General features: G+C 68.7%; 22 protein-coding genes. 20 read left to right on the top strand and 2 right to left on the bottom strand.

Translation table 11 applies throughout. The features are described 5' to 3' along the window. Positions 1-84: 84 nt before the first annotated feature. Both HY726_13545 and HY726_13540 read right to left on the bottom strand, forming a co-directional pair. Positions 85-570, bottom strand: coding sequence for a tetratricopeptide repeat protein (locus tag HY726_13545; GenBank protein MBI4610020.1), 486 nt, complete (start codon positions 568-570; stop codon positions 85-87). Positions 571-577: 7 nt separating this feature from the next. After that, positions 578-1,120: a DsbA family protein gene (locus HY726_13540; protein MBI4610019.1), complete on the bottom strand. Its 543-nt coding sequence runs from the start codon at positions 1,118-1,120 to the stop codon at positions 578-580. 148 nt (positions 1,121-1,268) lie between these two features. Here HY726_13540 and HY726_13535 point away from each other — a divergent pair, with 148 nt between their 5' ends. From HY726_13535 to larC, 20 genes are all read left to right on the top strand, one after another. Next, entirely contained in the window at positions 1,269-1,430 is a 162-nt protein-coding gene (locus HY726_13535) for a hypothetical protein (GenBank protein ID MBI4610018.1), read from the top strand. Then, positions 1,414-2,319: a serine protease gene (locus HY726_13530; GenBank protein ID MBI4610017.1), complete on the top strand. Its 906-nt coding sequence runs from the start codon at positions 1,414-1,416 to the stop codon at positions 2,317-2,319. Before HY726_13535 ends, HY726_13530 begins: the two co-directional genes overlap by 17 nt. Positions 2,320-2,337: 18 nt before the next feature. Further along, entirely contained in the window at positions 2,338-3,327 is a 990-nt protein-coding gene (locus HY726_13525; GenBank protein MBI4610016.1) for a galactose oxidase, read from the top strand. A 139-nt stretch (positions 3,328-3,466) separates the two neighbouring features. Next, entirely contained in the window at positions 3,467-4,273 is an 807-nt protein-coding gene (locus HY726_13520) for a YihY/virulence factor BrkB family protein (protein MBI4610015.1), read from the top strand. A gap of 118 nt (positions 4,274-4,391) precedes the next feature. Beyond that, positions 4,392-5,300 (top strand): SDR family NAD(P)-dependent oxidoreductase, encoded by a 909-nt coding sequence (locus HY726_13515; GenBank protein MBI4610014.1) that lies wholly within the window; start codon positions 4,392-4,394, stop codon positions 5,298-5,300. A 19-nt stretch (positions 5,301-5,319) separates the two neighbouring features. Beyond that, positions 5,320-6,681: an alkaline phosphatase D family protein gene (locus HY726_13510; protein ID MBI4610013.1), complete on the top strand. Its 1,362-nt coding sequence runs from the start codon at positions 5,320-5,322 to the stop codon at positions 6,679-6,681. Further along, complete coding sequence (locus tag HY726_13505; GenBank protein ID MBI4610012.1) at positions 6,653-7,264, top strand: NTPase; 612 nt, start codon at positions 6,653-6,655, stop codon at positions 7,262-7,264. The genes HY726_13510 and HY726_13505 overlap by 29 nt, the downstream gene beginning before the upstream one ends. 150 nt (positions 7,265-7,414) lie before the next feature. Next, on the top strand, positions 7,415-8,656 hold the full coding sequence (locus tag HY726_13500) for a threonine synthase (protein ID MBI4610011.1): 1,242 nt from the start codon (positions 7,415-7,417) through the stop codon (positions 8,654-8,656). Positions 8,657-8,691: 35 nt separating this feature from the next. Further along, positions 8,692-8,970 carry a MoaD/ThiS family protein gene (locus HY726_13495; GenBank protein ID MBI4610010.1) on the top strand — a complete coding sequence of 93 codons (279 nt, stop codon included), beginning with the start codon at positions 8,692-8,694 and terminating at the stop codon, positions 8,968-8,970. A 13-nt stretch (positions 8,971-8,983) separates the two neighbouring features. Then, positions 8,984-9,223 (top strand): NIL domain-containing protein, encoded by a 240-nt coding sequence (locus tag HY726_13490; protein ID MBI4610009.1) that lies wholly within the window; start codon positions 8,984-8,986, stop codon positions 9,221-9,223. Between the two features lie 107 nt (positions 9,224-9,330). Continuing rightward, positions 9,331-9,504 (top strand): hypothetical protein, encoded by a 174-nt coding sequence (locus HY726_13485; protein MBI4610008.1) that lies wholly within the window; start codon positions 9,331-9,333, stop codon positions 9,502-9,504. Between the two features lie 36 nt (positions 9,505-9,540). Next, positions 9,541-10,707: an aminotransferase class I/II-fold pyridoxal phosphate-dependent enzyme gene (locus HY726_13480; protein MBI4610007.1), complete on the top strand. Its 1,167-nt coding sequence runs from the start codon at positions 9,541-9,543 to the stop codon at positions 10,705-10,707. A gap of 120 nt (positions 10,708-10,827) precedes the next feature. Beyond that, the gene (locus HY726_13475; protein MBI4610006.1) at positions 10,828-12,162 is read left to right on the top strand and encodes a glycerate kinase; all 1,335 of its coding nucleotides are present in this window, start codon (positions 10,828-10,830) and stop codon (positions 12,160-12,162) included. Between the two features lie 206 nt (positions 12,163-12,368). Beyond that, a complete protein-coding gene (gene rlmN / locus HY726_13470) occupies positions 12,369-13,469 on the top strand; it encodes a 23S rRNA (adenine(2503)-C(2))-methyltransferase RlmN (protein MBI4610005.1) in 1,101 nt (366 codons plus the stop codon). Next, entirely contained in the window at positions 13,466-14,863 is a 1,398-nt protein-coding gene (gene mtaB, locus HY726_13465) for a tRNA (N(6)-L-threonylcarbamoyladenosine(37)-C(2))-methylthiotransferase MtaB (GenBank protein MBI4610004.1), read from the top strand. The genes rlmN and mtaB overlap by 4 nt, the downstream gene beginning before the upstream one ends. A gap of 199 nt (positions 14,864-15,062) precedes the next feature. Continuing rightward, positions 15,063-15,971 carry an S-methyl-5'-thioadenosine phosphorylase gene (mtnP, locus tag HY726_13460; GenBank protein ID MBI4610003.1) on the top strand — a complete coding sequence of 303 codons (909 nt, stop codon included), beginning with the start codon at positions 15,063-15,065 and terminating at the stop codon, positions 15,969-15,971. Continuing rightward, positions 15,964-16,872: a sugar kinase gene (locus HY726_13455; GenBank protein MBI4610002.1), complete on the top strand. Its 909-nt coding sequence runs from the start codon at positions 15,964-15,966 to the stop codon at positions 16,870-16,872. The genes mtnP and HY726_13455 overlap by 8 nt, the downstream gene beginning before the upstream one ends. Position 16,873: 1 nt before the next feature. Beyond that, complete coding sequence (larE, locus tag HY726_13450; protein ID MBI4610001.1) at positions 16,874-17,728, top strand: ATP-dependent sacrificial sulfur transferase LarE; 855 nt, start codon at positions 16,874-16,876, stop codon at positions 17,726-17,728. Positions 17,729-17,750: 22 nt separating this feature from the next. After that, entirely contained in the window at positions 17,751-18,509 is a 759-nt protein-coding gene (larB, locus tag HY726_13445) for a nickel pincer cofactor biosynthesis protein LarB (GenBank protein ID MBI4610000.1), read from the top strand. 11 nt (positions 18,510-18,520) lie between these two features. Next, entirely contained in the window at positions 18,521-19,702 is a 1,182-nt protein-coding gene (larC, locus tag HY726_13440) for a nickel pincer cofactor biosynthesis protein LarC (GenBank protein ID MBI4609999.1), read from the top strand. Positions 19,703-19,877: the final 175 nt, after the last annotated feature.

Here is a 19,877-nt window from a genome sequence, read left to right as displayed (position 1 = left end):
GTCACGGGCGCCGCCCGTCCCTCTCGGGCCTCGCCTCGTGGCTCTCCTCGCCTGTGGCTCGGCGGGAGCCCCTCGGCTCGAACTTCAGTTCAGCATCCCCAGCCGCCGGTGGAGCTCCGTGCGCGCGAGCTTGTAGTCCGGCTCCAGCTCGAGGGCCCGCTTGAGTTCCCTGATGGCGTCCTGTATCTTCCCCTGCTTGACGTAGACCCGGGAGAGGTTGAAGTGCGGGAAGTGGCGCGGGTCGTACCGTTTGGCGTGCATGGCCTTCTTGAGCCAGGGGATGGCGTCCTCGGGCCGGCCCAGCTCGATCAGATAGGCGCCGATGTCGTTGTAGGGGTTGCCGAAGTCGGGGTCGACCTCGATCGCGATCTGGCACTCGCGGATCGCGGCCTCGTGGTCGCCCTTGAAGCTGTAGGTCCAGCCGAGGAACGTGTGGGCCTCGGCCGTCGGATAACACTCGATCGACTTCTTGTACCAGGCGATCGCCTCCTCGAGCTCGCCCTTCATCTGCGCCTGGTAGCCTTTGTGGAAGTAGAGCCCGGCCTGCTCGCGCGCGCGTTCCGCGTCCATGCGGCAATCAGGCGCGCGCGCTGACGACGCGGCGATACTCGGCGAAGTCCACGAGGCCCACGATCCGCCGCCCCCCGTTGAGGACGACGGTGGGAATGGCCCGCACCCCCTGGGTCACCGCGTCCTCGTAGTCGCTGAGGACCGCGGCCCGGGCCTTTCCGCCCGCCAGGTCGGCGCGAAAGCGCGCCATATCCGCTCCGGACTCGCTGACGACCTGGGCCACCTCGTCGGGGTTGGCGATGTTCCGCCCATCGGCGAAGAAGGCTGCGTAGAGCCGGAGGTGCAAGCGCTCGAAGGCCGCCTCCCCCTGGAGTGCGACGCACTTCGCAGCCTCCAGCGCGGGTAGGCTCCAGTTCGGGTAGTCGTCGCGGGCCCAGAGGTTATAGACGATGCCGTCCGGCTCGGCGAAGGCCCGGCAGCGCTTCCACGCCTCTTCGCGGTACGTCCCCTTGAAGGTTGCGGTCGGGTCCGGAACCGGCCTCAGCGGGAAGGCTCTCCACTCGACGCGGAGTCGGTCGCCCAGCTCGCTCCTGAGCCGACGGAGGCGCACGGCCGCCGGGTAGCACCACGGTCAGAGGTAATCGGCGTACTCGACGATGCGGACGGGCTCGCTCATTGGCGCGTCTCCTGGCCGGATTCTACGCTCTGCTCCGGCTCCGGTCAATTTGCGCTATGCTTGTGGCATGCCTCAGGGGCGTATGGCGCCCGACTCGATGTCCAAGCCCGAGCTTCGCGAGCAGCAGCTCCCGGTCCATGGGACGGCCCTCCGGGAGGGCAAGACCGTCTACATGCCGGTCCCCAAGCTCCGCGAAGTCGCGTCGATCCCGGCTTTGAGGAGAGTGCATGGACGCCTCCGCTGAGCTGGTCAAGTGCTTGCTCCCTTCGGTGGTCCACATCCACACCGAGGTGTCCGACGCGCACCCTTCGGCTCCCATCCTCGGGACCGAGCGAATGGGTTCGGGGACCGTCGTCGATCCGAGCGGGCTGATCCTCACGGTCAACTACGTGGTCATGGGAGCCGAGAAGATCCAGGTCTCATTGGGGCAGGGCCGGCGCCTCAAGGCGGAGATCGTGGCCCAGGACTTCGACGTGGGGTTGGCCCTGCTCCGGGTGAAGCGGCAGGGCCTCATGGCTGCGCGCTTCGGTTCCTCCGGGTCGGTCGAGCGTGGCGCACCCGTGTTGGTGATCGCCTCGACGGGGCCGCAGGAGCGCCGGGTTTCCGGGGGTGTCGTCACGTACCTGGGCGAGTTCGAAGCGTACTGGGAGTACCTCCTGGACCGCGGCATCGTGTCGAGCGCCGTCAACCCGGGTTTCGGGGGCGGCCCGCTCTTCACGCTGACCGGCCGGATGCTCGGCGTGGTCTACCTGAACCTGAACGAGATCATCAGGAACTCGCTCGCCATCCCGGTCGAGTTCTACCGCGAGCACGAGGGGGAGCTGCTGCGTTACGGGAGGCTGGTGACGCGTCCCAAGCGCGCCTGGCTCGGCGTCTTCGCGCATCCGCTCGAGGAGGGCGTCGTGGTCGCCGGGCTCGTGCCGGACGGCCCGGGGGAGCGCTCGGGCCTGCGCGAGGGGGACGTGATCGTCTCGCTGAACTCGGAGGAGGTCCCGACGCGCAAGGACCTCTACCTCTCGCTGTGGCGGCACAGCCCCGGCGAGCGGATCAGGCTCGAGATTCTCCGGGACAACGTGCTCAAGCGCATCGAGGTCACCAGCGGGGACCGCGCGGACTTCTACAAGCAGCTCTGAGGGACAGCGCGTTCGCAGATGGCGCTCGGGCTTCGAGGCAAGGTGGCGATCGCGGCGGCGTCGGGGGGGCTCGGGAAGGCCTGCGCCGTCGGGCTGGCCCTGGTGCTCTTCCTCTCGGCGGTCGGCCTTGCAGCTCAGGCCGGCCCGGGACGGTGGGTCACGAAGGCGCCGATGCCGACGCCGCGGACCGAGGTCGCGGCGGCGGCGCTCGGCGGAAAGATCTACGTGATCGGAGGCTTCGCGGCAGGCGGCGATCTCGTCGAGGTCTACGATCCTGCGACCGACCGGTGGGAGAGCCGGTTGCCGCTCCCGGAGCCGCTCCACCACACCACCGCGACCGCGGTGAACGGCAGGCTGTACGTCATCGGCGGCTACTCGGCCGGGTGGAGTCCCCTGAGCATGGTCTACGAGTACGATCCGGCCTCCGACCGCTGGCGGAAGCGCTCGCCCATGCCCACGGCGCGGGGCGCGCTGGGGGCGGCGGAGATCGACGGGAAGATCTATGCGGTCGGCGGCGTGGCCCGGGACGGTCGCGCCAACTCGGGGGCGAACGAGGTCTACGATCCGGCGTCGGACCGGTGGGCGTCGCGCGCGCCCCTGCCGACGCCCCGCGACCATCTCGCGGTTGTCGCATTGGGGAAGCGGCTCCACGCGATCGGCGGCCGGGTTGGCGGGAGCTACGCCCGCAACCTCTCGGACACGGAAGTCTACGATCCGGCAGCGGACCGCTGGGAGCGCCGACGACCCATGTCAACGGCGCGGTCGGGGATCGCGGGCGTCGCACTCGGTGACCGCCTCTTCGTGTTCGGCGGTGAAGCTCCGGCGGGGACCTTCAGCCAGGCCGAGGCCTACGACCCGGCTGCCGATCGCTGGGCCGCGCTTGCCCCGATGCCCACGGCGCGCCACGGCCTTGGCGCGGCGGCGGTCGGGGGCGTGATCTATGTCATCGGGGGTGGTCCGCGCCCGGGCGGGTCCTTCAGCGCCGTGAACGAGGCCCTCACCCCGTAGGCTCTCGTGACCGGCTGCGGTCCGCCAGGGCCGGTCGGAGGGGGCCTCGACGGCCCCCTCCGAGGCCTCCCCCAGGAATCGGTTGCGCGGGCGAAGCCCGCGCTCGAAGGGTGTTACTCCGACAGACTCCTAGCCTGACGTGATCCGCGGCCTGCGCCAGGCATTCTCCGGGTTCTTCGCCCACCAGGGGTTCTTCCTGTCCGCAGGCCTGTCGTTCTACTTCCTGATCTGCCTGGTCCCGCTCCTCTTCCTCGTGGTCTCCCTGGCCGGGTTTGTGCTCTCGAGCGAGGCCGCGACCCGCGAGGTCATCAACCAGCTCAGCCAGATCGTCCCCGTGTACCGGAAGGAGATCACCCGGACCCTGCACCGGATCGTCGCGACCCGGGGCGTGTCCGGGCTGGTCGGGACCCTGATCTTGATCCTCTTCTCAACGCAGCTCTTCACCGCCCTGCGGCTGGTCCTGAACCGGGTCCTGGGGGTGCGGGGACGATCGTTCCTGCGCGGGATGCTCTTCGACATCGGGATGATCTTCGTGATCGGCGTCCTGTTCCTCGCCACCATCGCCGCGACCACGATCTTCGCCTGGTTCAAGACCTTCGTCTTCACGCCGGTGGGCCTCCCGGGCTACTGGGTGGAGTGGATGAGCGTCGGGCTCGGCCTGGTCTTCTCGACCGCCATGTACTTCGTGATCTACCGCTTCTTCCCCCACCGCCGGATCTTCTGGGGCGCGGCGCTGGCCGGCGCGCTCCTGGCGAGCCTGCTCTGGGAGCTGGCAAAACACCTCCTGCGACTCTACATCGCCGAGTTCGGCTTCTACGACCAGATCTACGGGCCGCTGGGCATCCTCGTCGCGTTCATCATGTTCGTCTACTACTCGGCGGTGGTCTTCGTGCTGGGGGCCGAGTTCGTCGCGGTGCTCGAGCGGGGACGGCACGTTCGCGGCTGAGACGGCGGTCCCCGGTGGCCGGTCCGTGGGAGGTGTGCTATCCTGGGCCGCGTCGCCGTGAGGGATCGGAGCCGCCGCGGCGTGATGCCCGCGCCCACGAGAGGGACGAGCTGCCATGATGCTCAAGGAGAAGGTAGCGGTGGTGACTGGCGCCGGCCGGGGGATCGGCCACGAGATCGCCGTCCTCATGGCGCGGGAGGGCGCCAAGGTGGTTGTGAACGATTTCGGCGGGAAGGAAGACGGGAGCGGTGGAGCGAGCGGGCCCGCCGACGAGGTGGTGAGCGAGATCAAGGCGCTGGGTGGCCAGGCTATAGCGAGCTACGACTCCGTGGCGACGATGGCCGGCGGGCGGAACATCATCCAGGTGGCGCTGGACCACTTCGGCCGGGTCGACATCGTGGTCAACAACGCCGGCATCCTCCGCGATCGGATGATCTTCAACATGACGGAGGAGGAGTGGGACGCGGTCCTCGACACCCACCTCAAGGGGACCTTCGCGGTGACCCGCGCTGCCGTGCCGCACATGCGGGAGCAGAAGTGGGGGCGCATCATCAACATGACGTCGACCTCCGGGCTGGTCGGCAACGTCGGCCAGGCCAACTACGCGGCAGCCAAGCTGGGCATCGTCGGGTTCACGCGGGTGGTCGCGCTGGACATGGCGCGGTACAACGTCACGGCGAACAGTATCTCGCCGTTCGCGTGGACGCGGATGATCGGCACCATCCCCACCGAGACCGAGACCCAGCGGCAGCGCGTGGAAAAGCTCAAGCAGCTCTCGCCGGCCCACATCGCTCCGATGGCGGTCTTCCTGGCCTCCGAGGAGGCCCGCGACGTGAGCGGTCAGGTCTTCGGCGTGCGGGGCAAGGAGATCATGCTCTTCTGCCACATGCGACCGATCCGTACGATCCACCATGGGGAGGGGTGGACGCCTCAACGCCTCGCCGAGATTTTCCCCGGAACCCTCCGCCACCACCTGGTCCCGCTGGAGACGTCGGGCCAGTACTTCGCCTACGATCCGCTCGTATAGCTGAGGGCCCTGCCGTCGGGTGAGAGCCCTCCGAGTCGTGCTCCGCCGTGCCCTCACGCTCGCGCTCCCGCTCGTCTTCCTCTGCCCCGCGGCCGCGGTCTCGCCGCTCCTCCTGACCGTCGGCGAGGTAACCGACCGGAGCGCGGTCATCTGGGGTCGAGGGTTCGAGGTCGGGCCGCTGACCGTTGAGGCCCGTCCCGACGGAGGGGAAGGCACGGTCACCGGGTCGACCCAGATCGCCCCGGAGCGCGACTTCACCGGGAAAGTCGTCCTGACCAACCTGCTCCCCGCCACCCGCTACGCCTACCGGCTCCGCCATGGAGGGGCTGAGGGCTCCGGTCATTTCGTCACCGCCCCGCGTCCGGGAGATCCGCGCCCGGTCACGTTTCTCTGGAGCGGAGACCTGGGCGGCCGGAGCTTCTGCCGCCACATCGACGACGGGTACGCGATCTTCCGAACGATGGCGACCCGCAACCCGGACTTCTTCCTCTTCGTCGGCGACACGATCTACGCGGACCACCGCTGCGGCGGCCCTGACCGGGTCCCGGGCTATGACTTCGTCGCGACGACGCTCGAGGAGTTCAGGGAGAAGCACCGCTACAACCGGGCCGACCCCCACCTCCAGGCCTTCTTCCGGGCGACCTCGGTCTACGCCATCTGGGACGATCACGAGGTGCGAAACGACTTCGCCGGCACGGTGGAACCGCTGATGCCCGTCGGGCGACGGGCCTTCCTCGACTACTGGCCGATCGTGCCGCCGGCCGAGGAGCCCGGGAGGCTCTACCGGCGGCTCCGCTGGGGACAGTTGCTGGAGGTCTTCATCCTGGACACCCGCCAGTACCGGAGCGACAACCGCCAGCCCGACGGGCCGGGCAAGACGATGCTGGGCCCCGCCCAGCGCCGGTGGCTCGTCGACGGAGTCACGGGCTCGGACGCGGTCTGGAAGGTCGTGGTGTCGAGCGTGGCGCTCGCGGTCCCCACCGGGCGGACCGGCCGCGACTCCTGGTCCGGCGCGACCCCCTGGGGGCTGCCCGAGGAGAATCCGACCGGCTTCGCGACGGAACGGGATGCGATCCTGCAGGCGTTCAGGGCGGGAAAGGTCAAGAACCTGGTGTGGATCGCCGCGGACGTCCATCGCGCTGAGCTGATCCGGCACCGCCCCTGGCCCGACTTCACCTTCCACGAGTTCATCGCGGGCCCCCTCGCTGCCTCCCGCGGTCGCCCCTGGGCTCTCGACGCCTCACTCAACCCGCGCTCCCTCTTCGCGCTGGGCGACACCGACAACTTCGGCGAGGTGGCGATCGATCGGGGTGGGCTCACGGTCAGGATCTTCGACGCCAGCGGAGCTCTGCGTGCTCAGCGCAGGCTCGCTCCCGGCTGAGGCGCCCGGGCCGCGGGTGCCCCCGGACTCGTCCACCGTGGCCCGCGCCTACCTCCTGACCGGTCGCCCCGGCGTCGGGAAGACCACCTGTCTCAGGAAGGCGCTCGACCTGCTCCGTGTTCCGGCGGGCGGGTTCGTCACCCGGGAGATCCGGGACCGGGGGGCGCGAGTCGGGTTCGACCTCCTGACCCTCGACGGGCGCCGGACGACGCTGGCCCACGCCGGCCGCCGCAGCGGGCCGCGGGTCGGGAAGTACCGGGTAGACTTGGAGGCGGTCGAGCGGGTCGGCGTTCCGGCGATTCTGGCGGCGACCCGTCGCGGGCACCTGGTGGTCATCGACGAGATCGGGAAAATGGAGATGACCGCGCCGGCCTTTCGCGACGCCGTCGATGAGATCCTGGCCGGCGCGGGCGTCGTGCTCGGGACCATCCTCGGGTCCTCCCACCCGTGGGCAGACCGGATCAAGGCCCGCCCGGGTGTCCGCCTGATCGAGGTGACGCCGGCGAACCGCGAGTCGCTCCCGTCTGACCTTGCGCGGCTCGTCGGGGCGGCGCTTCGACCGGACGCGGGCGCGGAGGTTTGACTTTTTTGGTCGGAGCGTGTTAAGTAGGGGACGATTACGCTGAAGGCTCCGTCGCGCCCTTGGGTATCCGACGGGTCAGCGGCCGAGGACGGAAGTGAACCTCGGCCGGAGAAGAAACGGGGCTCAAATCCCCAACCGATGGAGAAGCCCATGGAGAAGCTGAAAGGCCTGATGTGCCGGGAGTGCGGGCGCGGCTATCCTTTGGCGCCCTGCCACGTCTGCGAGTTCTGCTTCGGGCCCCTCGAGGTGGACTACCACTACGACACCTTGAAGGGGCGCATGACCCGCTCGAGTATCGCCGCCGGCCCGCCCAGCATCTGGCGCTACAGGGACCTCCTCCCGATCGAAGGCGACGTGGCCGTCGGCCATCACGTCGGCTTCACCCCGCTGATCCGGGCCCAGAACCTGGCGCAGGAGCTGGGGGTCGCCGAGCTGTACATCAAGAACGATTCTGTCTGCCATCCTACCTGGTCGTTCAAGGACCGCGTGGTGTCGGTGGCCGTGACCAAGGCCCGGGAGTTCGGGTTCGATACCGTCGCGTGCGCCTCGACGGGCAACCTCGCGAACTCGGTCGCCGCCCACGCCGCGGAGGGCCGGCTGAAGAGCTACATCTTCATCCCCGCAGACCTGGAGCCCGGGAAGGTCGTGGGGACGCTCGTCTACCAGGCCACGCTGGTCGCCGTGGAGGGAACCTACGACGAGGTCAACCGGCTCTGCTCGGAGGTCGCCGACAAGTACCGCTGGGCGTTCGTCAACATCAACATCCGCCCGTACTATTCCGAGGGGTCCAAAACCTACGGCTACGAGATCCTCGAGCAGCTCGGCTGGCGGACGCCGGGGCACATCGTCGTCCCGTGCGCGGGTGGCTCGCTGATCACGAAGATCTGGAAGGCCATCAAGGAGTGTCAGGCCCTCGGGCTTGTGGACCGGGTCTCGACGCGGATGCACGCCGCCCAGGCGGCCGGCTGCGGGCCCATCGTCACCATGATCAAGACCGACACCGACGTGCTGAGGCCGGTGCGCCCGAACACGATCGCCAAGTCGCTGGCGATCGGCAACCCGGCCGACGGCTACTACGCGTACCGGACGGTGAAAGAGTCCGGCGGCGCCGGGGAGCATGCCAGCGACGCGGAGATTGTCGAGGGGATGCTGCTCCTGGCGCGCACCGAGGGGATCTTCACCGAGACCGCTGGGGGCGTGACCGTCGCCGTCACGAAGAAGCTCGTGGAGACCGGGGTGATCCCGCGGAGCGAGTCGGCGGTGATCTGCATCACCGGGAACGGCCTCAAGACGCCGGACGTGCTCTACGAACGCCTCGAGACCCACGTCACGATCCGGCCCTCGCTCTCAGCATTCGACCGGGCGCTGGCCGAGCTGAAGGCGGGGACCTAGGGAGAGTCAGAGACTTGGGGCAGGAGGACGACGCGATGCCGGTGCTGGTGCGAATTCCGACCCCACTTCGGGCAGTCACCAAGGGCGCGGGGGAGGTTTACGCGAAGGGCGCGAACGTGGGCGAGCTGATCGAGGATCTGGAGCTCCAGTTCCCCGGGCTCCGCGAGCGGCTCGTCGAGGACCGGGGCGAGCTCCGGCGTTTCATCAACATCTACGTGAACCAGGAGGACATCCGCTTCCTCCAGGGAACGGGGACGGCCTTGAAGGAAGGCGACGAGGTCTCCATCGTCCCGGCGATCGCCGGGGGCGTCTGAGGTCGTCCCGCCCATGAGCCGGATGCGGGTCCGTCTGACCTTTCCGCCGGAACGGATTCAGGAACCCATCATCTACCTGCTCGGCAAGCAGTTCGACATCGTCACGAACATCCGGCGAGCGGACGTCAAGGCGGACTATGGCTGGGTGGCGCTGGAGCTGGAGGGGTCCGAAGAGAACCTGGAACGGGGGATCGCCTGGCTCAAGGCCAAGGGTGTCAAGGTCGACCCCATCGAGCGGGACGTGATCGTCTAGCCTGAGGGTCCTGTCCCGTAGCCTGCCCTTGACTTCCTGACGCTCCTGACCATGCGAGCACTCACCCGACACTCTCACTGATGATGAAGAATACCGAGTCGTCGGCCATGACAAAGGCGGAGGAGTATGGGATTGACATCACCCTCCTGGTCGAAAACCTCCGCCGGTCGCCGACCGAGCGGCTCCGGCGGCATCAGATGATGCTTGAGTTTGTCGAGGAGCTGCGCAGGGCCGCCCAGAAGAAACGCGAGGGCGCGGTCGCCGTGGAGCGGGATGGCTGAGGTTGCAGCGGGAAGGCAGGCAAGCAACGTGAGCCTATGATCTCCAAGCGGGTCCAGGGGTTCACCGAATCGGTGATCCGGGAGATGACCCGGGTCAACAATCTGTACGGCGGCGTGAACCTGGCCCAGGGGATGCCAAACTTTCCGCCTCCCCGCGAGCTGATCGAGGCGGCGCGCACGGCGCTGGACGGCGACTTCCACCAGTACGCGATCACGTGGGGTGCCCCGCGCCTGCGACAGGCGATCGCGGCCAAGTACGAGCGCTTCTACGGGATGGAGCTCGACCCCGAGCGCCACGTCACCGTCTGCTGCGGCTCGACCGAGACCATGCTCTCGACGCTCCTGGCCGTGCTGAACCCGGGCGACGAGGTCATCGTCTTCGAACCGTTTTACGAGAACTACGGCCCGGGCTGCATCATCTCGGGCGCCGAGCCGGTTTTCGTGCCGCTCGAGCCCCCGGACTTCGGCTTCGACCCTGACCGGCTCCGAAGAGCGGTTACCGGGAAGACTCGCGCCATAATCTTCAACAGCCCCAGCAACCCGACGGGCAAGGTCTTCGCCGCGCACGAGCTCCAGGCCATTGCCGACCTCTGCCTGAGGCACGACCTGCTGGCGATCACGGACGAGATCTACGAGCACATCGTGTTCGACGGCGAGACGCACACGCCGATCGCGACGCTCCCCGGGATGGCCGACCGCACCGTGACGATCTCCGGGATCTCCAAGTCGTACTCGGTGACCGGCTGGCGCATCGGGTACGCGGTCGCCTCGGCCGAGCTCTCCCTCGGGATCCGGCGCGCCCACGACTTCGTCACCGTCGGCGCGCCCCACCCGCTCCAGGAGGCCGCCGTGGCCGCGCTCGAGCTCCCGGACAGCTACTACGTCTGGCTCCGGGAGATGTACCAGGCCAAGCGCGACCTTCTCCTCGGGCTCGTGGAGTCCGCCGGCTTCGTGGCCTTCAAGCCGAAAGGCGCGTACTACATCCTGACCGAGGCCGCCCACTTTCTCGAGCGCTTCGGCTGCGCCGACGATCTCGCCTTCGCCATGTACCTCGTGAAGGAGGTGGGGGTCGCGACGGTCCCCGGCTCCTCGTTTTACGCCCACCCGGAACTCGGCAGAACCAAGATCCGCTTCTGCTTTCCCAAGACGGACGAGATGCTGAAGGACGCCGGTCAGCGCCTGCAGAAGCTCAGGCTGGGGTGATAGATCTTCGGCAGCGTGCGGCCCTCGAGCGCGCACCCATGCCTCCGGCATGGGTACCCGGCCCGCGCAATCTGGGGGGAGGATTCGGAAGGGGGGCGTGAGCCCCCCTCCGAGGTAGATGTGACGCTCCGGGACGCCGCCCTCGCCATCTTCCACGCCGGCCTGAGGGCCGGCGAAGTGGGCTCGCTCCTGCGTCAGGCTGTCAGGTTCGACGGCCGCCGCCTCGGCGTTGGCTCCGCCGACTTCGACCTCACGCGGAGCCACCGCCTCCTCGTGCTCGGCGCGGGAAAAGCTTCCGGCGCCATGGCCCAGGCGCTGGAGGAGCTGCTCGAGGATCGCATCGCCGACGGTCTGGTGGTGGTGAAGGACGGTTATCGGGCTCCGACCCGGCGGGTCCGCGTGGTGGAGGCCGGTCATCCGATCCCGGATGGCCGGGGCGCGACGGCAGCCCGGGAGCTTCTCGCTCTGGCTCGGAGCGCCGGCGAGGCCGACCTGGTGGTGGTGCTGATCTCTGGTGGGGGGTCGGCTCTTGCCCCGGCGCCTGTCCCGCCGATCACGCTCGGCGAGAAGCAGACCCTCACGCGGCAGCTCCTCGAAGGCGGGGCCACCATCGACGAGCTGAACGCCGTCCGCAAGCATTGCTCGCTGCTCAAGGGAGGTCAGCTCGCCAAGGCCGCGGCCCCGGCGCCCGTCGTCTCGCTGATCCTGTCCGACGTCATTGGCGACCGGCTCGACGTGATCGCCTCGGGTCCGACGGCGCCTGACGAGACGACCTACGCCAGCGCGCTGGCGGTCCTGGACCGCTTCGGGTTGAGGGAGCACGCCCCGGCCAGCGTCGAGCGCCACCTGGAGCGGGGCGCCCGGGGCGAGGTTCCCGAGACCCCCGAGGCGGGCGATCCGGTGTTCCGCCGGGTGACGAATCACCTCATCGGAAGCAATCGCCTGGTGGTGGAAGCCGCCGAGGCCAAGGCCCGGGAGCTCGGCTTTCACACCTGGGTCCTGACCGGGTCACTTCGAGGCGAGGCCGGCGAGGCCGCCGGGCATTTCGCCGATCTGGCTCGACAGGTCCAGTCGACCGGTCAGCCGGTTTCCCGTCCGGGATGCGTGATCGCCGGAGGGGAAACGACGGTGACGGTCCGTGGGAAGGGGAAGGGGGGGCGGTGCCAGGAGTTCTGCCTGGCCTCGGCGCTGAAGCTTGACGGGCTGCCCGAGGTCGTGGTCCTGGCCGCGGGGACCGACGGGACCGACGGTCCCACGGAGGCTGCGGGTGCGATCGCCGATGGGCGAACGCTGGGGCGGGCTGCCGAAAAGGGGCTGGACGCGCGGACAAGCCTCGCCGCAAACGACTCCTTCGGGTTCTTCGCCGCCCTCGGCGACCTGGTTCACACCGGGCCCACCCGGACGAATCTGCTCGACCTCTACCTGCTGCTCGTGGGTCCGCTGCCGTCGAAATGAGCGATACGCTCTGAAGCGTTGATTTCACGGCGGGTCGTTTCGCCCGCCCACCGGGTTATCCACAGGTGCCTCACACGGAATGTGGACAAGCTGGCTGCCGGTAGTTTGACACGTTTTTTGACACTCCAGTATCCTAGGGGCGGTTGTTCGAGCCGAGGGGCGTCGGCCATGCCGTGAGGCAGGCCCGCCACGAGGCGAGACCCAGTATGTCGCGGGTGAACCTCCTCGAGTGCGCCCCGCGGGAGCTCGAAGCGCTCGCCGAGCGCTGCGGCCAGCCCCGCTATCGCGGTAGCCAGCTCGCCGGCTGGCTCTTCAGGCGAGGTATCCTGGACCTCAACGCGATGAGCAACCTGCCGAGGGAGTTCTGCCAACGGCTCGCCGCGGAGGCCGTCATCGAGGCTCCCGTGATCGCCCGGTGCATCGCTTCGCGGGACGGGAGCCAGAAGTTCGTCCTGCGCCTTTCCGACGGCGCGGAGATCCAGTCGGTGCTGATGCCGGACGCCGACCGGCTGACGCTCTGCCTCTCGACGCAGGTCGGGTGCGGGTTTGCCTGCGCCTTCTGCTTCACTGGCACGATGGGGCTCGGCCGGAACCTCAGCGCGGGGGAGATCGTCGGTCAGCTCGTGGCCGTTCGGTCGACGCTCCCCGCCGGGAGCCGGGTGACCCACCTGGTCTACATGGGCATGGGCGAGCCGCTTGCGAACTATGCCGCGACCGTCAAATCGCTCAGGCTCCTCACCGACCCGGGTGCCTTCGGCTACTCGCCGCGTCGGGTCACCGTGTCCACGGTTGGCCTGGTGAGCGGGATCGCGAAGCTGGCCAAAGAGAACCTCAGGGTCAACCTCGCCGTTTCGCTTCACGCCACGACGAACCCGGTGCGCAGCCGGCTCATGCCGGTGAACAAGGGGCGGGGGCTCGAGGAGCTGCTGGCCGCCTGCCGCAGCTTCCCCCTTCCGCTCCGCCGGCGGATGACCTTCGAGTACGTGCTCCTCCACGAGGTCAACGATTCCCGGGAAGATGCGCTCAGGCTGGCGCGCCTGCTCGAGGGCATCCGGGCCAAGGTGAACCTCATCCCGTTCAACGACTGGGCTGGCGCCGGCTTCAGCCGTCCGCCGCTCTCGCGAATCCTCGATTTTCAGACCCGTCTTCTCGAACGGGGCGTCACCGCCACGATCCGCTGGAGCAAAGGCGAGGACATCGGCGCAGCGTGCGGCCAGCTCGCCGAGGCACCCGAGGGTGAAGACGGCATGGGCGCGGCCCCGCCCGCGAGGCGGCCTGAGGCGGGCCGCAGGACGATCCGGGCATGAGCACATCCTGCCCCGTCACCGTGGCGTTCGCCACGCTCGGCTGCAAGCTCAACCAGGCGGAGACCCAGGAGATGCGGGGACTTCTGGAATCCCGCGGCTTTCGGGAGGTCCCGTTCGAAGCGCCGGCCCAGGTCTACGTCATCAACACTTGCACGGTCACGGGGAGGGCAGACTTCTCGGACCGTCAGACGATCCGCCGCGCGATTGCTCGAAACCCCGAGGCGCTGGTGGTGGTTACCGGCTGCTATGCGCAGACGGATCCCGGGGCGATCGCCCGGATCCCCGGCGTCGGCCTGATCCTCGGGAACCAAGAAAAGTACGAGCTCGCCGGGCTCCTGGACGCGCTCGGCAATCGTGTCCGGCCCCTGGTCAGGGTCAGCGATGTCTCGCGGGCCCGCGCGGTTCCTGTTGCGCCTTTCACGCGGCTCTCCGGTCGCTCGCGTGCCTTCGTCAAGGTCCAGGACGGCTGCCAGCACCGCTGCGCCTTTTGCATTGTCCCGTACGCGCGGGGACCGAGCCGGAGCCAGGCGCCCGAACGCGTGGTCGAACAGGTCCAGCGGCTCGTGGACTCGGGTTATCGTGAGGTGGTGCTGACCGGGGTGGACATGGGGCATTACGGCTGGGACCTCCTGCCCCGTACCACGCTGGCGGGACTCCTTCGCCTGATCCTCCGCGAAGTGCGAGGGCTCAACCAGCTTCGTCTTTCGTCGATCCTCCCGGCCTACTTCACTCCTGAGCTGATCGAGGTCGTCTCGGGGTCCCCGGTCATCGCCCCCCACCTCCACGTCCCGCTTCAGAGCGGGAGCGACCGGATCCTGAGGCTGATGAGAAGACCTTACAACACGAGCATTTATACCAGGCTCGTTGAGACACTCTCGAAGCGTATTCCCGAGCTCGCGTTGGGGACCGATCTGATCGTGGGTTTCCCGGGTGAGACCGAGGCTGACTTTGCGGGGACGCGAGCCCTTGTCCAGGCGCTCCCGTTTTCTTACCTCCACGTCTTCGCGTACTCGGATCGAAAGGGCACCGAGGCCGCCCGTTTGCCCGACCGTGTGCCCTCCGGCGTCATCCACGCGAGGAGCCGCGAGCTCCGGACCCTGGGCGGGACCAAGAGCCTGGAATTCAGGAAAACGTTCCTCGGCAGGTCCCTGGACCTTCTCGTGCTGGAGACGCGGGACCGCGCGAGCGGGCTTCTCGCAGGGCTCAGCGGCAATTACATCGAGGTTCTCTTCGACGGCCCTGACGAATTGATGGGCGGCCTGGCGTCGGTCGCTGTGGCCGACGTCCAACCCGGACGTACCTTCGGGACGCTCCTCGGCGCGCCGGGCTACCCTTCCGCAGGACCGGAGCCCGTGGCTCAGGCGGCGCGAGCGGGCGCGAGCGGGCAGCTTTAGGGTACTGAGCGTCCAGGTTCGAGCGCGGGCTTGGCCCGCGCGATTAACTCGGATGTCGCGCGGCGGCTGGCCTGCCTGGCGGCATGGCCGAAGCCGCCACGTTCGAACAAGGGGGGAGGATTCGGAAGGGGCGGGTACCCGCGCCGAAGGCGCACCCAGGCCGCAGGCCTGGGTACCCGGCCCTCCTCCGAGGAACGTGATGAAGATCGGCGTCATCGGCGGGAGCGGCCTCTACGAGCTGGACGGGCTCGCCGGCATCGAGTGGGTGCGGGTGAAGACGCCATTCGGGGACCCTTCCGACGAGTACTGCACCGGGCGCCTCGGCGAGCGGACGGTGGTCTTTCTGCCCCGGCACGGGCGCGGTCATCGGGTCATGCCGTCCGAGCTCAACTCCAGGGCGAACATCTACGGTTTCAAGGCGCTGGGTGTCGAGTGGGTGATCTCGATCAGCGCCGTCGGAAGCATGCGCGAGGAGATCCGTCCCCTCGATCTGGTGATCCCGGACCAGTTCTTCGACTGGACCCGGCGGCGGGTGTCCTCCTTCTTCGGCGACGGGATCGTGGCCCACGTGGGGATGGCGGATCCGGTCTGCCCGGACCTGGCTGATCGACTCGAGAAGGCCGCCCGCACGACCGGGGCGACCGTCCACCGAGGCGGGACCTACCTCTGCATCGAGGGCCCCCAGTTCTCGACGAAGGGGGAATCGAGGATCTACCGGCGCTGGGGCGTGGACGTCATCGGGATGACCAACATGCCGGAGGCCAAGCTGGCGCGGGAGGCTGAGCTGTGCTACGCGACTCTCGCCCTGGTGACCGACTACGACGTCTGGCACGAGAGCGAGGCCCACGTGAGCGTTGAGGCGGTGATCGCCAACCTGAACCGAAACGTCTCGACGGCCAAGGAGGTCCTGCGGCGGCTGATCCCCGAGGTCGGGCCGCCGCGCCGGTGCCAGTGCCCCTCACTCCTCCGGAACGCGGTCATCACGAACCCGAACGCGTTCCCGTCCAGGACGCAGAGGGCCCTCGGCCTCCTCCTCGACAAGTACTTCCCTCCTGCCGGTCGGCGCGGAACACCGGCGAAGGGAAAGGGTCGAGACTCCCGTGGCTGATCTCCTCGTGGTGGGGTCCGTGGCGCTGGACAGCGTCACGACGCCCTTCGGCAGAGTGACCGAAGCCCTCGGGGGATCGGCGACCTACTTCGCCTACGCGGCGAGCTTTTTCGCCCCGGTCAGCGTGGTGGCGGCGGTCGGGGAGGACTTCGCGCAGGACCACCTGGGGCTCCTCAGGGATCGGGGGGTGGACATTTCGGGCCTCCAGATCTCGTCGGGCCGGACCTTCCGCTGGGTGGGGGAATACGGCTACGACCTCAACGAGGCCCGGACCCTTGAGACGCAGCTCAACGTCTTCGCCGATTTCAAGCCCGTGCTTCAGGCGTCGCACCGAAAGAGCCCTTTCGTCTTCCTGGCCAACATCGATCCCGAGCTCCAGCTCGACGTGCTTCGCCAGGTAGACGGGCCGCGCCTGACGGCCCTCGACACGATGAACTTCTGGATCGAGGGGAAGCGTGACGCGCTCCTCAAGGTCGTGGCCGAGGTGAACGTGCTCCTCATCAACGATGCCGAGGCCCGCCACCTCGCACGCGAACCCAACCTGATCAGGGCGGCGCGGACGATCCTCGGCTTGGGCCCGCGGGCGGTGGTCATCAAGCGGGGGGAGTACGGGGCGCTGATGGCCTCGGAGGACCGCTTCTTTTTCGTCCCGGCCTACCCGCTGGAGTCGGTCTTCGACCCGACAGGGGCCGGGGACACGTTCGCGGGCGGCTTCATGGGTTACCTGGCCAAGAGCGGGGCGAGCGACGGGACCGCGATCCGACGCGCGATCGTCTACGGTGCCGTGATGGCGTCGTTCACCGTGGAAGACTTCTCGCTGAACCGGCTGATCCGGCTCCAGCCCGACGAGATCCAGCAACGGTACGCGACGTTTCGCGATCTCGTCAGGGTGGACGTCTAAGATGGTGCTCGACCTCCGCGTCAAGTATCGCCGCCTCGTCGAGATCATCCGCGGCCTCGAGAGCGTCGTCGTGGCGTTCTCGGGGGGCGCCGACTCGACCTTCCTGGCCCTGGCTGCCCGCGACGCCCTCGGCGCGCGGGCGCTCCTGGTCACGGCAGACTCGGAGACATACCCCGAGGGGGAGCTGACCGAGGCCGGGCGACTCGCCGCAATGCTCGGGATGCGCCACCTGGTGATTCGGACCCGTGAGCTGGACAACCCCGACTACGCCAAGAACCCACCCAACCGCTGCTTCTTCTGCAAGGAGGAGCTGTTCACGCGGCTCAAGCTCGTCGCCGAGCGCGAGGGGGGCGCGCACCCGATCTACGGCGCTCACGTGGACGACCTCGGCGACCACCGTCCCGGCATGCAAGCGGCCCGTCAGATGGGGGTGCAGGCGCCGCTCATCGACGCGGGGCTCACGAAGGCGGAGATCCGGGAGCTCTCCCGCGAGTTGGGCCTCCCGACCTGGGACAAGCCCTCCTTCGCCTGTCTGTCCTCGCGGTTCCCGTACGGGGACCCGATCACGCCCGAGAAGCTGCGCCAGGTGGACGCAGCGGAGGCGTTCCTCCGCAGCCTAGGGTTCCGCCAGTTCAGGGTCCGCCACCACGATCGGCTGGCACGCATCGAGATCCCGCGCGATGAGATTCCCAGGCTCTGGGAGGACGAACGACACTCGAAGATTGTCGCGCGGTTCAGACAGCTCGGCTATCTCTACGTGGCGGTGGACCTTCAGGGGTTCAGGAGCGGGAGCATGAACGAGGTGCTGAAGCTTCTCCAGAAGGATCCTCTCCCCCCAGGGGAGAGGGCAGGGTGAGGGGAAGTCGGCGGGGACGCACGTGGACCGCGACAAAATCAAAGCGCTCCTAGAGGCGGTGAGCCGGGGCGACCTTTCCGTCGACGAGGCCATCGCGCGCCTCCGGGACCTCCCGTACGCCGACCTCGGCTTCGCCAAGGTGGACCTGCACCGGGCCCTCCGGGCCGGGGCGCCCGAGGCCGTGCTCTGCCAGGGGAAAACTCCGGGGCAGGTCGTCGCCATCCTCTCCGAGCTGGCCCAGCGCCACGACAATGTCCTGGCGACCCGCGCCTCCGCCGAAGCGGCGCGCGCCGTCGAGGCTGCCGGGCTTCGCGCGCGCTACCATCCTGACCCCCGGATCCTCGTCGTGAACCCGAAGCCCGTCGAAGGGGTCGGGCTCATCGTCGTCGCGAGCGCCGGAACCTCCGACCTGCCCGTGGCAGAGGAAGCGGCGCTCACGGCGGAGGTCCTCGGGAACCGGGTCGAGCGCGTCTACGATTGCGGCGTGGCCGGTCTTCACCGTCTCCTCGACCACCACCTCCTCCTCACCGAGGCGAACGTGATCATCGCGGTGGCCGGGATGGACGGGGCGCTCCCCAGCGTGATCGGCGGGCTGGTCGACCGGCCCGTCATCGCCGTCCCGACCAGCGTGGGCTACGGAGCCTCCTTCGGGGGGATCGCCGCGCTCCTGGCGATGCTGAACTCCTGCGCGCCGGGCGTGAGCGTGGTGAACATCGACAACGGCTACGGCGCCGCCCACCAGGCCAACCTGATCAACAAGCTTGTGACCAAGATCCGATAGGGGCAGATCGCGTGAAGCTGGCGTACTTCGACTGCCCGAGCGGGGTCAGCGGCGACATGATTCTCGGCGCGCTCGTCGACGCCGGCTGCCCGCTCGATGTCCTCGGCGCCGAGCTCGACAAACTCGCCCTCGGCGGGTTTCGCCTCAGCGCGCGCCAGGTCACGAAGGGCGCGTTTCGTGCCACGAAGGTGGACGTGGAGCTGGAGCCCGCCGGGCCGCTCCCCCACCGAACCCTCCGTGACATCCTGAGCCTGCTCCAGCGGAGCGCGCTCCCGGAGGGGGTGAAGGCGGACGTCGCGCGGATCTTCGGGAGGCTTGCCGAGGCCGAGGCCAGGGTTCACGGCATCTCGCCCGACCAGGTACGCTTCCACGACGTGGGGGCGCTCGATGCCATCGTGGATGTGACCGGCGCGGTGGCCGGCCTCAGGCTCCTCGGCATCGAAAGCGTCCACGTCTCGGCGCTCCCCGTGGGACGCGGAATGGTGGACGGCCCTCACGGGCGGATCCCGATCCCGGCTCCGGGGACGCTCGAGCTGCTCCGGGGGTATCCGGTCTTCGACAACGGTGTCGAGGCGGAGCTGGTCACGCCGACGGGGGCCGCCATCGTCACGACGCTCGCGGTGTCCGCCGGCCGGATGCCGCCGATGACGGTCCGCGCGGTGGGGTACGGAGCGGGGAGCATGGAGCTCGCGATTCCCAACGTGGTGCGCTGCTTCGTCGGGGACGCGCCGGCCGGCCCGTCCGGCTCGACGGAGACAATCGCCCAGGTCGAGACGACGATCGACGACATGTCGCCGCAGCTCTACGAGCCGCTCCTCGACCGGCTCCTGGACGCCGGGGCCCTGGACGTCTTCCTGACGCCCGTCATCATGAAGCGAAGCCGTCCCGGAGCGGTGGTGACGGTCCTCTGCCTTCCGGAACGCGTCGGCGATCTCACGACACTCCTCTTCCGGGAATCGACGACCATCGGCGTCCGCTGGAGCGAGCACCAGCGGATCCGGCTCGACCGGGAGCTGGTCGTCCTGCCGACGGCCTACGGGCCGATCACGTTCAAGGTCTCCCGGCTCGGTGGCGAGCTGCTCACGGTGACGCCCGAGTTCGAGGAGGTGCGCCGGATCGCGCACGCGAAGGGGCTCGCGGTCCGCGAAGTGCTCGACCAGGCCCGATCCGACGCACGCCGCGCCCTGAGCTGACCGGGCGGCAGGCCGCGCGCAGTCCCCCGGGCCCCCAGCCATTTCGGAAGATAAGCCAGTAGCCACGCGGTAAAGCCTCGCCGGGGTTGCCCGTCGGTCCTGCCAGCGTTTCTCGCGCAGGGCACGCTATTTTCGCACTCGCAGAAAAGTCTTGACTTCAGCCGTATCTGTGTGT

This window comes from Candidatus Rokuibacteriota bacterium (assembly GCA_016209385.1).
Taxonomy (GTDB): Bacteria; Methylomirabilota; Methylomirabilia; order Rokubacteriales; family CSP1-6; genus JACQWB01.
Note: the sequence above shows the minus strand (reverse complement) of the source record. Positions and strands in the feature narration are given on the sequence as shown.

Coding starts and splice junctions, on each gene's coding strand:
- HY726_13500 (MBI4610011.1), top strand. CDS start 7,415: ATGGAGAAGCTGAAAGGCCTGATGTGCCGGGAGTGCGGGCGCGGCTAT.
- HY726_13515 (MBI4610014.1), top strand. CDS start 4,392: ATGCTCAAGGAGAAGGTAGCGGTGGTGACTGGCGCCGGCCGGGGGATC.
- rlmN (MBI4610005.1), top strand. CDS start 12,369: ATGTCGCGGGTGAACCTCCTCGAGTGCGCCCCGCGGGAGCTCGAAGCG.
- HY726_13490 (MBI4610009.1), top strand. CDS start 8,984: ATGAGCCGGATGCGGGTCCGTCTGACCTTTCCGCCGGAACGGATTCAG.
- HY726_13480 (MBI4610007.1), top strand. CDS start 9,541: ATGATCTCCAAGCGGGTCCAGGGGTTCACCGAATCGGTGATCCGGGAG.
- mtnP (MBI4610003.1), top strand. CDS start 15,063: ATGAAGATCGGCGTCATCGGCGGGAGCGGCCTCTACGAGCTGGACGGG.
- HY726_13545 (MBI4610020.1), bottom strand. CDS start 570: ATGGACGCGGAACGCGCGCGCGAGCAGGCCGGGCTCTACTTCCACAAA.
- HY726_13525 (MBI4610016.1), top strand. CDS start 2,338: ATGGCGCTCGGGCTTCGAGGCAAGGTGGCGATCGCGGCGGCGTCGGGG.
- HY726_13485 (MBI4610008.1), top strand. CDS start 9,331: ATGACAAAGGCGGAGGAGTATGGGATTGACATCACCCTCCTGGTCGAA.
- mtaB (MBI4610004.1), top strand. CDS start 13,466: ATGAGCACATCCTGCCCCGTCACCGTGGCGTTCGCCACGCTCGGCTGC.
- larE (MBI4610001.1), top strand. CDS start 16,874: ATGGTGCTCGACCTCCGCGTCAAGTATCGCCGCCTCGTCGAGATCATC.
- HY726_13530 (MBI4610017.1), top strand. CDS start 1,414: ATGGACGCCTCCGCTGAGCTGGTCAAGTGCTTGCTCCCTTCGGTGGTC.
- HY726_13495 (MBI4610010.1), top strand. CDS start 8,692: ATGCCGGTGCTGGTGCGAATTCCGACCCCACTTCGGGCAGTCACCAAG.
- HY726_13535 (MBI4610018.1), top strand. CDS start 1,269: ATGGCGCCCGACTCGATGTCCAAGCCCGAGCTTCGCGAGCAGCAGCTC.